The sequence below is a fragment of the Thermostichus sp. MS-CIW-26 genome, assembly GCF_054059115.1.
Genome location: NZ_JBSSBV010000013.1, coordinates 37,091 through 49,750 on the forward strand (window position 1 = coordinate 37,091; position 12,660 = coordinate 49,750).

Genomic DNA, 12,660 nt, shown 5'->3' on the forward strand with positions numbered 1-12,660 from the left:
TTTGAAGTGTCAAAGTGAGGCGCTCTTAATCCTATCACGCTTTGCCGAAGCCATCCTGAAGCCCTCTGCTCAGCCGGCTATGGGCAGGGATCCCCATAACAAGGCCAGGCCCATCAAAACAAACCCCACGCCTGCCAGGGTTTTGATCCAGCGAGGTGGGATCAGGCGGGCCACCCAAGCTCCTGCCCACACCCCGATTAGGCTGGTGCTGATCAAAGCAGCAGCAGCGCCCAAAAAGATTACCCCAGCGTTTTGCGAGCGGGCACTGAGGAGCAGGGTCGCCAATTGGGTTTTATCGCCCATTTCGGCCAGCAGAATCGAGCCAAAGCTCACTAGGGCGGCCCGTCCGGCCATTTGCCGCAGCAAAAAAGACGGGGTTCGGCTGTCGTTGTCTTGGATCAACACGTTCCTCGGTTGTTCTTCACTCTGTCCTGCCGGGTTGGCATCGGCTGCTCAGGGAGGCTAGCCCTCTGGGAGCTTGTTCCCCCGCCACTCCTGCCATAATACATAGCCCCCGATCACCAGGAACCCTGCACCCGCCAACCATTGTAGCCAGCCCGGGGGAATGACTTGGCCCAGACCTTCTCCCAGCACCACGCTGAAAAAACTGGCGGTCACCAAGGCACCGGCGGAACCGAAAAAGATCGCCCAAGGAGATTGGGATTGGGCACTCATGAGCAAGGTTGCCAACTGGGTTTTATCGCCCATTTCCGCCACAAACACGGTTAAAAAAGTAACAAACCAGAGTTGCAGTGGGGATCCCTCAGGAAGATTGCTGTCGGAAGAGGGGGGGGTAGTGAGGGGCAGTGCCGTCGGAGGCCCAGTACTGGGGGCGGGAGACAAAGCCAAACTCTCCCCGGCAGGCTGGAAATCCACAGCGGATCCATCCCCGTAGAGATAGTGCTGCCCAACGGCCAAGAAGCCAAAACAGAGAGCCGAGGACAAGGCAATCAACCCCAAGCCCAGGGCCATTTGCCCCTGCCAAGAACGCGGCGCAGCCATGGCGTCAGATCCTAACCACCGACATGCAGCTTATCCTGTTTTCAGCCGCTTCTGGAGGAGACAAGGGCGCTAGAGTAAACGCTAGAGTAAAAGAATCAGGGGCGTTGGCCGAGCGGTTTAGGCAGCAAACTCATAATTTGCCTTACACAGGTTCGATCCCTGTACGCCCCATGGGGAGGATCCCTGCCGGACGAGGTTTCTGGGTTGAGGGCTGTTGACGCCCAGTTTCAAAGACGGGGGTTCAGCTCCGTGCGGGATCCCGTATCCCCAGAGCGAGGGATCCAACGCTCAGGCAGGGTGGTGGGGGATCCCCATTGGGACTGGAGCTGGCTGAGGAATTGTCCCTGCTGGGTGCGAAAGCCGACCAGATCGGATCCGCCATTCATCAGGGCAAACCAGATGTCCCCCTGCTCGGTTGGCAATACACCCGCCAAGGTGCTGACGCTCCTCAAGGTGCCCGACTTGGCGATCAAGATCCCCGGTAACAGCCGCCGTTCCAACACCCCCACATCCTGGCCGACGACGGCAAAAGCATCGGCAAGAGAGAGCCCCTGCTCCTCCAGAAGAGATTGGATCGCTCGAAGCAAAGCTACATTGGCCCGCGGCGAAATGCGGTTTTCCACCCCCAACCCGGAGCCGTTGATCAGTTGCAGCTCTTCTGCCGGGATCCCGGCGATGGCCCGGGCGATTTGGGCCACTTGGTCAGCACCCCCCACTGCATCGGCCAACATCTCGGCCATGGAGTTGTTGCTGTAGAGGTTCATCAGCTTGACCAGGTGAATGAGGGGGGGGGACTCATGTCTGAGCAAAACCTGAGCGCCGGGCGGGATCTGCTGGGCAACCCGCACCGAACCCAAGATCTCCACCTGCGGTCTGGGTGTGCCGGGGGGTAAGGTTTGAAATTGGGCCTCCGCCTCTGGCGGCCAGCGCCGCGCATCCAGCCCCTGCCGCAACAGGGATCCCGATTGCGCCACATCCCGGGAAAAGTTCATGTAAAAGCGGCCCACCACCACCAGATCCCCGCGCACCTGGCGGATCCCATAGGCATTGAGCAGGTTGCCGACGGAGAAGGCTTCCTCCCAGACGAACAAGGGATCCTCCCCCCCCAGAACCCAGAGATCCCCCTGTAGAACTCCCTCAGCAGTTAAGGGGCCAGTGGCCAGCCAGGTGGTAACAAAGCGGTGCTGCGGGCCAAAGTGCTGCAAAGCGGCCAGGGTCGTTGCCACCTTGGTCAAAGAAGCAGCCGGCAAGGGTGTGGATCCCTGATGCTGTCCCAAAACAAGGATTCTGTCCCGCTGAGGCGAAGGATCCTCCATCTGCAGCCAAACCCCCTGAGCCGCGGGCGAAAACCCCCGACCGGCCAACTGAGCCAGATAAGTTTCCACCTGAGGTTGCAGGGATCCCTGCTCCGTCGCCTGGGAATGGGGAGACAAACCCAGCAACAGAATTGCCGCCGAGAGCAGCCCAACCCAGCTCGAAACCAGCCGCCTACCGGGCCAGCCCCACAGATGTCGTTCGTGCCGTGGCGTCAGCGTTGCGGAGCAACAGTGTTGTGTAGCACCATGGGGTGCCGCAGGCATAGCACTTTTCACGGAAAACACCCTCCAAACATCCCGGCAACCGAGGGGGCATCAGCTCGTCAATTCCCAGCCACCCTCTTCCACAGGCTCTACATCGATGGTGCCGGGGGGCGTTTGCCGATAAAAACGTCCGTCTGCAACAAACAGCGGCTCTCCACAATTGGGGCAAAAGAAATGGCTGCCCTCAATGGCTTGCGATTCTGACCCACACACCGGGCAGCGATCCGTCGTGATCCAGCGGCGCGCCCACCAGCGAAAGGCCAGGAGCACCAACACCGGCAAGGACAGCAAAAGCAGCAACAGGGCAACCAATCCAGTGACCAGCCACCCCAGCCCGATACTGGTCAGCAAAGCTGCCAACGCCAGGGATCCCAGCCAGAACCCCCAGCCACCCAGAGAAATGGAATAGGTTTTGGGCTGCTCAAACCGCATTTTCGTTTTCCTTCCCCGATCACTACGCTTGCCAACGCTGTCAGGATGCCGCGGGCCTTTTCTTGAGTATGTTAGCCTAGGCGCGCCCGAACACCAGAAACAGTCCGCCACATAGCCCTGCTCTGTAGGCTAGCTCATCCCGGATGGATGAAGGATTGGGTTTCCCGCACCCTTCCCGAGGCTCTCCCGGCAGCCCATGCGCCTCAGTTGCGTCCCTGTTCTATTGGGCCTGTTCTATTGAGCCTGTCCATTGAGCCTGAACAATGTCTTCAGCAACCAGTCTTCAGCAACCAAGTCGGGTGGTGTCGTCATAAATGAAGTTATTATCAATTACAGGACTTATTGACTGTTACGGCGACGTTGCCCAACAGCGGAGGGGCGGCATCATGGTCTACACCGAAGAGGCGTTCAAGGCAGAGCTCAATGCCAAAGGCTGGCGAGCCACTCGGCAGCGGGAGATCATCCTGCAAACGTTTCAAAACTTGCCTGAGGGCACGCATCTGAGCGCGGAGGAGTTGCACAAAAAGTTGCGGGAAGAAGGCCACAACATTAGCCTTTCCACCATTTACCGCACCGTCAAGCTGATGTCCCGCATGGGCATTTTGCGAGAACTGGAACTGACCGAAGGGCACAAACATTACGAGATCAACCAGCCGGCCCCCCACCACCACCACCATCTGGTGTGCGTCAAGACCAACAAGGTGATCGAGTTCAAAAACAACGCCATTCTTAACATCACCCAGAAGGTGGCAGAAAAGTACGGTTTCAAAGTGTTGGATTGCCAGCTCACCATTATTGGTATCAGCCCAGAAGGGCAGCGCTCGATTTTGTAGCCAAAAATTCCCAAAGCTCAGGTTCTCATGCTTTCCCAGAAGGGGAACTGTACTGGGCTGGTAGGAGGATGGGGATCCCGTCAACGGGAGGAAATGCCAGAATAGCTCCCGTGAGGCCAATCGGCAGTCGGCAACCGAGGCAACAGTTGAATGGTTGATGAATAGTTGATCTTCTTCGCCCCACTAGATCCGGGAGAGCATGACTCTAGTCAATAATAAGCTCAACTATACTGAAAATAATGTATAATATGTTCAGTACGGATTACTACCAGTTGATCTTTCTGTTTACTTTCGAGTCTGCCAACATGGTAGCCAAAGCAAAGCAGAAAATTGGTAGTAAGACGACACGGAAACTGCGCTTTGGGTATTCTACTCAAAGCTTTGCGGGATACCGCCATTCTGTTTGGACTCCGTCCCGCTAACGCGAATGGAAACAAACAGAATGCTATCGCTGCATAGTTGAACAGTGATGTTCAGCAGTGTTCAGCGTAAATGTATCAGGGCCATGAACGAACAGGAAGTGGTGCAGTGGCTGGAGCAGGCGCTGGCCAATCCCCACCTTAGATTACAGGCCAAAGCCCAACCGCTCCAGGAGAGTCCCAAGGCTTATGCCCTCGTCATTATGATCAACCGCCCTGCCGGCCTTGCTCTCAACTACGAGGAGTTGACGGCCTGGTTCCAGAAGGCGATTCCCACTCGCTACCCCCAAGTCAAACGGTTGGCCCTCTACAGCCGCCCCATGGGCCAGCAGGCTGCCGATTGGAAAACTCAGGTGAGGTTGGATCCGGAGCCGGCGACAGACAAGGTGGATCCCGGTCGTGTTAGCAGTGCAGAGCACTTTACCGCTACGCGACCCTCTCGCGAACCCGTCAGTGGGACGGAGTCCCCGGAGAGTCTGGATCTAAGCCGCTACTGCTTTGTCAGCGATCGCCAGTTGCTTACTGCCGACCTTCCTCAGCCGCCTGGTTTGCTCCGCCAGGCGGTTTTGGGTTTTCACAGCCTCACTTCTGGGCAAAAACAGGAGGTTCTGCCCCTCTTGCCCACCTTGTTTCGCAATCCCAGCGCCGTCTCGACGGTGATGCTGTCGGTGGAGGCAGCCCTGTGGCTGGAGCCTCTGAAAAGCCTGAATCCCCACGAGCTGCGTCTATTGAGCGTTTGGCTGAGCCGCTATTGCTTCAACCCCAGCCGCACCCTAGCGGAATTGGATCCCGCCACCTCAGGTCTCAAAACTGGGCAAACCAAGCGCAGCTACCGCGCGCCTCAGGTGGGGGTCTCGCTGATTTTGGCCAGCTTTGCCGGCAACCTGACGGCGGCCTCAGGTGTGACCCTGAGCCTGCTGTTCGGTATGGTGTTTGTGCTTTTCCTGACCGTCTTGGGCAGCTTAGAGGGGGGATTCTCTCTGGGCTCTTTCATCTTCGCCATTCTGCTCACCCTCGCCTTCAATGCCCTGATCTTCTTTTTGTCCCCTTGGCTGATGGACTGGATCCAGCACAGCCTCTATGGCACCGAGTGGGTAAGCTTGGCGGAAATCGGGCGTCGCAGCCCAGAGAGTGCGGAGGTCATTGAACGGGTCTGCCGACAGTACAAGCTGAAGCAGCCGAAGCTGGGGCTGATCCGCGACCAAAACCCCACCGCCTTCACCTATGGCAGCCTGCCGGACACGGCCCGCATTGTTGTCAGCGAAGGGTTGTTCACCTACTTGGAAGATGAAGAGGTGGCTACGGTCTATGCCCACGAGCTGGGGCATGTGATCCACTGGGATTTCGCCGTCATGACCCTGGCTTCCACGTTGGTGCAGATTCTCTACCTTCTTTACGTCTACATGCGGGATGCGCGCGACAACGGCAAAAGGGGCAGCCTCCGCTTCCTGGCCTTGGTCGCCTACTTTTTCTATGTGGCCGGCTCCTACTTGTTGCTGTATCTGTCGCGGGTGCGGGAGTACTTTGCCGACCACTTTGCCGCCGAAACCACCGGCAACCCCAATGGGCTCTCGCGGGCTTTGGTGAAAATTGCCTACGGCATTGTGCAAGAGGGAGAGCGGGAGCGGGATGAGGAAACCCGACAGCGCAGTGCTCGCCTGCTGGAAGGAACGCGGGCTTTGGGGATCTACGATGCCAAGGCGGCTGTTACGGCGGGGACGGCCTACCGGGTTGCCTCGGATCCCGGCCAGGTGGGCAGGGTATTTTTGTGGGATCTGTTTAACCCTTGGGCCTGGTGGATGGAGCTGAACTCCACCCATCCCCTCACGGGCAAACGGGTACGGGCGCTGGGCACCTATGCGGAGCAACTGGATCTGCCGGTGGAGTTCGATATGGCCAGCGTGGTTGCCCAGGGCAAGCAGCTCAACCGGCAACAGCTCTACGGGAACTTTCTGCTGGATGTGCTGCTGTTGAACGCCGAGTGGCTGGGGGCGATTGTGGGGGCACTGCTCGGGATCCCGGCCTTGCAGGTGGGCTTCTATGAAATGTTTGCCGGGCTGACCCTGATGGGGGTGGGCTTGGGCCTGCTGCTGAAGATGACGGTGATGTACCCCAGTCTGGAAAACCCGCCGGCGTTGACCGTGCTGAAGGCGATGAGCAATCCCTACGCCAGCCCTCTGCGTGGGCTGCCAATGCAGTTGGAAGGGCGGGTGATTGGGCGAGGGGATCCGGGCTATCGCTTTGGCTCCGATCTCAAGTTCCAGGATAAGACCGGCATGATCTTCCTACGCTATGCTTCCCGCTTTGGGCCGCTGGGCAACTTCCTGTTCGGGGCGTACCAGGCAGGGGGGTTGATCGGCCAAGAGGGATCCGCAGTGGGGTGGTTCCGACGGGGGGTGGCCCCTTACCTGGATCTGGCCCGCTTTCAAAGCCGCCATGGCCAGCTCATCACCAGCTACCATCCCTTCTGGCAGGCTATGTGGGCTGTGCTGTTGTTGGTGGTTGCCCTGCTGGTGATGCTGTTCTAGAGGATCGCGATCCTCAGCAGCGAAGAGCTCGCCTAGGCCATTGGGATTGGCTACTCTTGCCCACCGTTAACCCGGGCGTAGTCGTCGCTGAAGCGGACAATGTCGTCTTCGCCCAAGTACTGGCCGTTTTGCACCTCGATAATCACCAGAGGGATGACGCCAGGGTTCTCCAGGCGATGCTTGGTGCAAGGGGGAACGTAGGTGGATTGGTTGGCCGTGATGAGCTTTTCTTCGTCTCCGCAGGTGACCTTGGCGGTGCCGGCAACGACGATCCAGTGTTCGCTGCGATGGTAGTGCAACTGCAGGCTAAGGCGATGCTTGGGCAAAACCACGATCCGCTTGATTTTGTAGCCAGGGCCCTCTTCCAGCACTGTAAAGCTCCCCCAAGGCCGACTTTCAGCATTGCTCTCGATCAGCTTGTTGAGGGTTTCGGCAGAGAGGGAAGACGATGGTTTTTCCAGTGAGGCCAAATTGGCATTGGGGGTTTCTAGCATGGGATGCTCTCCTTGGGAGGCCTACCTGTAGCTTATCCCAATCATCAACTCGGAGTCTGTTTGTTTATCTTTATAACCACCAACAGATCGGCTTCAGCTCCTGGGGATCCCCAGCCGGTTCAGGTTTGGTGGGGTAGTGGTTAAAATCCTGTGGAATCATGAAAAAGATTTCTGCTCTGCAAAAAGGCCACTTCCCCATGCGTTCTTCCTCTTCTGTCCCTTCTTACCCGGTTCACATCCATGACCGCCAACGGGACACCCACTATCTGATCCAGGTGCCGGCGGATCAATACATTTTGGCCAGCGCCGAGGCCCAAGGGATCCAACTGCCCTTTGCCTGTCGCAACGGCGCCTGTACCACCTGTGCGGTGCGGGTACGGCGGGGATCCCTGTACCAGCCGGAAGCCATGGGCATCTCGCGGGAGCTGAAGGAGCAGGGGTATGGGCTGCTGTGCGTGGGCTATGCCCGCTCGGAGCTGTGGGTAGAAACCCAAGATGAAGATGAGGTGTACGAGCTGCAATTTGGGCGCTACTTCGGCCAGGGGCAGGTCAGGCCAGGGATCCCCCTTGAGGATGAGTGATGTCTTCTTCGGCACCGGTTTTGTCTCCCGAGTTGTCGCCGGATCCCTTGCCCTCTCAGCCGCGGGGCTGGCTGCTGGCGGCAGCGGCGCTGATCCCGGTGAATCTGGCCCCCAGCTTGCTGTTGGCTTTGGTGGGAACGATTCAGGGTTATACCCGCTGCGGTGGCCGGATCCTGCGGGATCCTCTATTTGGACTGGCGGCTCTCCTGAGCCTGGCTGCGGTGGGAGTGGCCTTTTGGGGGGAGGATTGGCGACTGAGCCTGCCGGGGATGTTCAACTACTGGCCTTTTTTGTTGATGCTGCCGGCCTTTGCCGATGCGCTGGCCTCTCGCGGTAGCGGGACGGAGTTCCATCCTGTAGGCCGTCGGCGTTTGGCCCAGATGTTGGTGTTGGGCAGCGGGCTGATGCTGCTTTTGGGTTGGGGAGAAGTGCTGTGGGAATGGCAGGGGCACTTCTTCTTGGGGCCGGTTTGGATCACGGGGGTTGCCGGGGGAGAGCGACCGGCGGCAGCTTTTACTTCCCCCAATATCCTGGCCATCTACCTGGTGATCCACCTGTGCTTGGCGGCAGGGCTGTGGCTGGATCGAGCCGATAGAGACTGGCCACAGGCAGTAGGGCTGGGAGCTGTGCTGGGGCTGGGATCCCTCTTGTTGCTGCTGACGGCCTCTCGCAACGGCTGGGGAGCGGGGGGGCTGGCGCTGGTGATAGGGCTGGCCCTACGGCGCTGTTGGTGGGGGATCGGGATCTTGGTCGGCATAGGGTTGGCTGGTTTGGCTGCTGCTTGGGATTGGCCGGGCTGGCGGGCTGTTGTGCCCCGATTGATTTGGAGCCGTCTGGCAGACACCTTCGATCCCCAGGCGCTCTACTTTAGTTCCACCGCCAACCGGCTGGATGCTTGGCAATTCGCCCTGCAGATGGTGCAGGAGCGGCCCTTGACCGGTTGGGGCTGGCAAAGCTTTGCCGCTCTTTACAATGCTCAAGATCCGCCGGAGCTGCTGGGCCATTGCCACAATTTGTACCTGCACCTGGCGGCTGAGGGTGGGATCCCGCTGTTGCTGGGCCATCTGATCCTGTGGGGCTGGATTTTGGCGCGGGGATGGCAAGCTTGGCGGCGCTCGCAAGAAAGCGTCCTGCTGGGGATGCTGCTGGCCTTGACGGCGTTTTTTGCCTCAGGGCTTTTGGATGTGGTGATGTTGGATGGCCGCATTCACCTGCTGGTAACCTTACTCTTGGGGGCAGTTTGGGGAGCCAGCCTTGAGCGGCAAAGGGACTCCATCTCCGGCAAAGAGCAAGCCCAGAGAGGTTACCGTTGAGTGCTGCAATGGGATATCCCTTAGCTGGCAGTGAGCCCGGAGTCCATCAGTTGCTCACCGATTTTTGCGACGCGGAAGCAAGCTACAGCCAAGGGGCAGTTTACCTGTAGAGGGTCTTTGCGGTGAACCTGTACCGAGATGTGTTGTGGCCTCTGCTTTTTTCTGGGCTGAGAGCTGATCCAGAAACGGTCAAGATGGCCCTGCTGCGCGCCTTGCATTGGATCGATGCCACCCAGGCCACCGGGATCCTATCGGCTCTGGAGCGACTGTTTTGCTACCGGGATCCCCGGCTAGCGGTGTCGCTGTGGGGCCTTACCTTTCCCAATCCCCTTGGATTGGCTGCGGGCTTCGACAAAGATGGCCTGGCTCTGGGCGTCTGGCCCAGCCTGGGGTTTGGTTTTGTAGAGGTGGGCACCGTCACTCCTCAGCCCCAACCGGGCAACCCCAAACCTCGCCTGTTTCAACTGCCCCAAGATCGCGCTGCCCTCAATCGCATGGGCTTTAACAATCAAGGGGCGGCGGCTCTGGCGGAACGGTTGCGTCGGCTACACCAACGTCCCATCCCCATTGGAATTAACCTGGGCAAAGCCAAAATCACCCCTCTGGAAGAAGCGGCTGCCGATTACCTGGCCAGCTTCCGGCTGCTCCAGGATCTGGGGGACTACTTTGTGGTCAACGTCAGCTCCCCCAACACGCCGGGGCTGCGATCCCTGCAAGCTGCTGAGCAACTGGAGCCCATCCTATCTGCCTTACAGCGGGAAAATCAGAAGCGAAAACCCCTCCTGGTGAAGATCGCCCCCGATCTGGACTGGCCCGACATTGACAGCATCCTGGAGCTGGCCCAAGACCATCAACTGGCCGGGATTGTGGCCACCAACACCACCCTCCGCCGCGATAACCTGAAGACCCGTTTCCTACCTGGCCACGGGATCCCCTTCGCACCAGCGGAGTCTAGGCCAATCCTTGCAGAAGCCGGCGGGATCAGCGGTGCCCCCTTGCGGGAGCGTTCCACCCAAGTCATCCGCTACATCCACCGCTCCACCCAAGGAAAATTGCCCATCATCGGAGTGGGGGGCATCTTCACCTTGGCCGACGCCTTGGAGAAACTGGAAGCGGGAGCCAGCCTGCTGCAGGTCTACACCGGCTGGGTTTACGAAGGGCCGGGTATGGTGCCGCAATTGCTCCGAGGCCTAGCCCGCTCTTCTCCCCCCAGCCCTGATGTTACACTTCCCCCAGAGAATACCCCTGTGGGTCAGATCCAGGCGTAAGATCGTTAGGGATCCCTGAGGAAGCTTGCCGGTGAACCTGCTGCAACACCTCTTCAAAACCCCCCATCCGGTCATTGGGGTGGTTCATTTGTTGCCGCTGCCTACCTCGCCCCGTTGGGGGGGGGACTTGGAATGGGTGATCGCTCAGGCAGAACAGGCAGCTACTGCCCTGGCTGCAGGAGGGGTAGACGGGATCCTCGTCGAGAACTTTTACGATGCCCCCTTTGCCAAGGATCGGGTGGACGCAGCGGTGGTCAGCGCCATGACCGTCATCGTCCAGCGGCTGAAAACCTTGGTCTCGCTGCCGGTTGGGATCAATGTCTTGCGCAACGATGGCTGCAGTGCTCTGGCAATTGCCGCCTGCGTGGGGGCGCAGTTCATCCGGGTGAATGTGCTCTGCGGGGCGATGGTGACCGACCAAGGCATTATCGAGGGGAATGCCTACCGCCTGCTGCGCTATCGCCGGGAGCTGGGGGCTAACATCAAGATTTTCGCCGATGTGCTGGTGAAACACGCCCAACCCCTAGGTCCCATCAGTCTGGATGTGGCCATCACCGACACGGTGGAACGTGGCCTGGCCGATGCCATCATCCTTTCCGGCTGGGCCACCGGCAAGCCACCCCTTCTGGAGGAGCTGGAGCTGGCCCGCAAAGTTGCTCCTCAGGTACCGCTCTTCATCGGCTCGGGGGCTACTGCTGAAAACATCGGCAGCCTGATCCGGCGGGCAGATGGAGTAATTGTGGCCAGTTCTCTGAAGCGGTCTTCCCGTTCCGCAGGCATGCCGGCAGGCTATTCGGATCCCTTTCCCATGATCGACCCGATTCGGGTGCGGCAGTTTGTGGAAGCACTGCACCTTGCGCTCCGTGAGCGGGCCTCCAACCATGCTTGTCTGGCCGCTCCCGGCTCTGGTTCCAACTAGCTGTTGGCGCTAAGATTGGGATCCGACTACAATGGGCGATTCCTCTTTAGCTATGCCATCCCTTGATCTGGAGGGCTTGGATTCTGCGTACCACCCTTCTGGTTCAGCAGAAGAAGCCTTTTGGAGCTCTGTTCCGGCTCGCACCCCCCGCATTTGGGTTGTCGATGATGACCCAGTGGTTCGTTGCTACATTATCAATGTTCTCACAGGCTCCCAGTACCACGTGGAAAGCTGGGAAAGCGGCCGAGCAGCTTGGGATCCCTTGCAAAGCTTGGAAGAGAGCGAGTGGCCCGACATGGTGATCTGCGACTGGGTCATGCCTGAGATGTCGGGGGTAGAGTTCTGTCGCCGTCTCAAGGGATCCGCCGCAGGGCAGTTTGTCTATTTCATTTTGCTCACGTCCCGTTCTGAAGTTGAGGCTCGGGTAGAGGGGCTGGATGCGGGGGCGGATGAATTCATCACCAAGCCGGTCGATCCCGAGGAGCTGCGAGCGCGGGTGCGGGCAGGGCTGCGCCTCCAGCGGCTCACCCAAGCTTTGGCCCAGGCCAACCGGCAATTGCGAGCCCGCAATGAGTTGTTGGAGTCTTTGTCTTTGACGGATCCCTTGACCGGGGCGTTGAACCGGCGAGCTCTGGATCAGGCGCTGCCCCATTTGCTCAAGCAGGTGGGGCCCCGCGGGGAGGCTCGCTACCGCTATCTCTGCCTGCTGATGATGGATGTGGATCATTTCAAGCAGGTCAACGACAGCTACGGCCACTATATCGGCGACTGTGTGCTGCAGGCCATCGTCGGGCGGCTGCAAAATCAACTGCGGCCCTCCAGCCTGCTCTACCGCTATGGTGGGGAAGAATTTGTTTGCCTTACGCCCGGACTTAGCCCCTCTCGCTGTGGTCGCTACGCAGAGTCTCTGCGGCAGGCTATCGCCAAACGGCCCATTGACATCTCCCCCAAGCGCAGCCTGCCGGTTACCCTCAGCATTGGTGGGATCGTGCTCAGCGAAGACTACTGCCCAGAACCGGAAACCGCCTTGCAGCAGGCGGATAGCGCGCTCTACCAGGCCAAGCAGGCAGGGCGCAACCGAGTTCACATCCTCACCCCAACCCCAGAGGTTTATCTGCCCTGATACATTTACGCTGAACACTGCTGAACATCACTGTTCAACTATGCAGCGATAGCATTCTGTTTGTCTCCATTCGCGTTAGCGGGACGGAGTCCAAACAGAATGGCGGTATCCCGCAAAGCTTTGAGTAGAATACCCAAAGCGCAGTTTCCGTGTCGTCTTACTACCAAT

General features: G+C 59.0%; 12 protein-coding genes and 1 tRNA gene. 8 read left to right on the plus strand and 5 right to left on the minus strand.

Translation table 11 applies throughout. The features are described 5' to 3' along the window. Positions 1-69 precede the first annotated feature (69 nt). Positions 70-405 (minus strand): TMEM165/GDT1 family protein, encoded by a 336-nt coding sequence (locus ACVWZU_RS06400; RefSeq protein ID WP_457443961.1) that lies wholly within the window; start codon positions 403-405, stop codon positions 70-72. A 57-nt stretch (positions 406-462) separates the two neighbouring features. Continuing rightward, on the minus strand, positions 463-1,002 hold the full coding sequence (locus tag ACVWZU_RS06405; protein ID WP_414407328.1) for a TMEM165/GDT1 family protein: 540 nt from the start codon (positions 1,000-1,002) through the stop codon (positions 463-465). Between the two features lie 98 nt (positions 1,003-1,100). Between ACVWZU_RS06405 and ACVWZU_RS06410 the strand changes: the two genes are divergently transcribed. Continuing rightward, positions 1,101-1,173 (plus strand) — tRNA-Ile (locus ACVWZU_RS06410). A gap of 56 nt (positions 1,174-1,229) precedes the next feature. Here the strand turns inward: ACVWZU_RS06410 and ACVWZU_RS06415 are convergent. Further along, positions 1,230-2,582 (minus strand): D-alanyl-D-alanine carboxypeptidase, encoded by a 1,353-nt coding sequence (locus ACVWZU_RS06415; RefSeq protein ID WP_457443964.1) that lies wholly within the window; start codon positions 2,580-2,582, stop codon positions 1,230-1,232. Positions 2,583-2,633: 51 nt separating this feature from the next. Continuing rightward, complete coding sequence (locus ACVWZU_RS06420; RefSeq protein WP_414331816.1) at positions 2,634-3,014, minus strand: hypothetical protein; 381 nt, start codon at positions 3,012-3,014, stop codon at positions 2,634-2,636. A gap of 386 nt (positions 3,015-3,400) precedes the next feature. Here ACVWZU_RS06420 and ACVWZU_RS06425 point away from each other — a divergent pair, with 386 nt between their 5' ends. Both ACVWZU_RS06425 and ACVWZU_RS06430 read left to right on the plus strand, forming a co-directional pair. Further along, the gene (locus tag ACVWZU_RS06425) at positions 3,401-3,847 is read left to right on the plus strand and encodes a Fur family transcriptional regulator (protein WP_011433855.1); all 447 of its coding nucleotides are present in this window, start codon (positions 3,401-3,403) and stop codon (positions 3,845-3,847) included. Between the two features lie 505 nt (positions 3,848-4,352). Then, positions 4,353-6,794, plus strand: a complete 2,442-nt coding sequence (locus ACVWZU_RS06430) for a M48 family metalloprotease (RefSeq protein ID WP_457443966.1) — start codon at positions 4,353-4,355, stop codon at positions 6,792-6,794. Positions 6,795-6,844: 50 nt separating this feature from the next. Here the strand turns inward: ACVWZU_RS06430 and ACVWZU_RS06435 are convergent, their stop codons facing one another. Next, positions 6,845-7,288 carry a phosphomannose isomerase type II C-terminal cupin domain gene (locus ACVWZU_RS06435; protein ID WP_457443968.1) on the minus strand — a complete coding sequence of 148 codons (444 nt, stop codon included), beginning with the start codon at positions 7,286-7,288 and terminating at the stop codon, positions 6,845-6,847. A 197-nt stretch (positions 7,289-7,485) separates the two neighbouring features. Between ACVWZU_RS06435 and ACVWZU_RS06440 the strand changes: the two genes are divergently transcribed. From ACVWZU_RS06440 to ACVWZU_RS06460, 5 genes are all read left to right on the plus strand, one after another. Continuing rightward, on the plus strand, positions 7,486-7,869 hold the full coding sequence (locus tag ACVWZU_RS06440; RefSeq protein ID WP_457404070.1) for a 2Fe-2S iron-sulfur cluster-binding protein: 384 nt from the start codon (positions 7,486-7,488) through the stop codon (positions 7,867-7,869). Further along, positions 7,869-9,182 (plus strand): O-antigen ligase family protein, encoded by a 1,314-nt coding sequence (locus ACVWZU_RS06445; RefSeq protein ID WP_457443970.1) that lies wholly within the window; start codon positions 7,869-7,871, stop codon positions 9,180-9,182. Before ACVWZU_RS06440 ends, ACVWZU_RS06445 begins: the two co-directional genes overlap by 1 nt. 122 nt (positions 9,183-9,304) lie before the next feature. Then, positions 9,305-10,450 carry a quinone-dependent dihydroorotate dehydrogenase gene (locus tag ACVWZU_RS06450; RefSeq protein WP_457404059.1) on the plus strand — a complete coding sequence of 382 codons (1,146 nt, stop codon included), beginning with the start codon at positions 9,305-9,307 and terminating at the stop codon, positions 10,448-10,450. A gap of 31 nt (positions 10,451-10,481) precedes the next feature. After that, entirely contained in the window at positions 10,482-11,369 is an 888-nt protein-coding gene (btpA, locus tag ACVWZU_RS06455; protein ID WP_457443972.1) for a photosystem I biogenesis protein BtpA, read from the plus strand. 76 nt (positions 11,370-11,445) lie between these two features. Next, positions 11,446-12,492 carry a diguanylate cyclase gene (locus ACVWZU_RS06460; RefSeq protein WP_457443974.1) on the plus strand — a complete coding sequence of 349 codons (1,047 nt, stop codon included), beginning with the start codon at positions 11,446-11,448 and terminating at the stop codon, positions 12,490-12,492. Positions 12,493-12,660: the final 168 nt, after the last annotated feature.

What these genes read in the sequence shown, in the direction of transcription:
- ACVWZU_RS06440 (WP_457404070.1), top strand. Translation starts at nt 7,486, where the DNA reads ATGCGTTCTTCCTCTTCTGTCCCTTCTTACCCGGTTCACATCCATGAC.
- ACVWZU_RS06415 (WP_457443964.1), bottom strand. Translation starts at nt 2,582, where the DNA reads ATGCCTGCGGCACCCCATGGTGCTACACAACACTGTTGCTCCGCAACG.
- ACVWZU_RS06435 (WP_457443968.1), bottom strand. Translation starts at nt 7,288, where the DNA reads ATGCTAGAAACCCCCAATGCCAATTTGGCCTCACTGGAAAAACCATCG.
- ACVWZU_RS06425 (WP_011433855.1), top strand. Translation starts at nt 3,401, where the DNA reads ATGGTCTACACCGAAGAGGCGTTCAAGGCAGAGCTCAATGCCAAAGGC.
- ACVWZU_RS06405 (WP_414407328.1), bottom strand. Translation starts at nt 1,002, where the DNA reads ATGGCTGCGCCGCGTTCTTGGCAGGGGCAAATGGCCCTGGGCTTGGGG.
- ACVWZU_RS06420 (WP_414331816.1), bottom strand. Translation starts at nt 3,014, where the DNA reads ATGCGGTTTGAGCAGCCCAAAACCTATTCCATTTCTCTGGGTGGCTGG.
- ACVWZU_RS06430 (WP_457443966.1), top strand. Translation starts at nt 4,353, where the DNA reads ATGAACGAACAGGAAGTGGTGCAGTGGCTGGAGCAGGCGCTGGCCAAT.
- ACVWZU_RS06445 (WP_457443970.1), top strand. Translation starts at nt 7,869, where the DNA reads ATGTCTTCTTCGGCACCGGTTTTGTCTCCCGAGTTGTCGCCGGATCCC.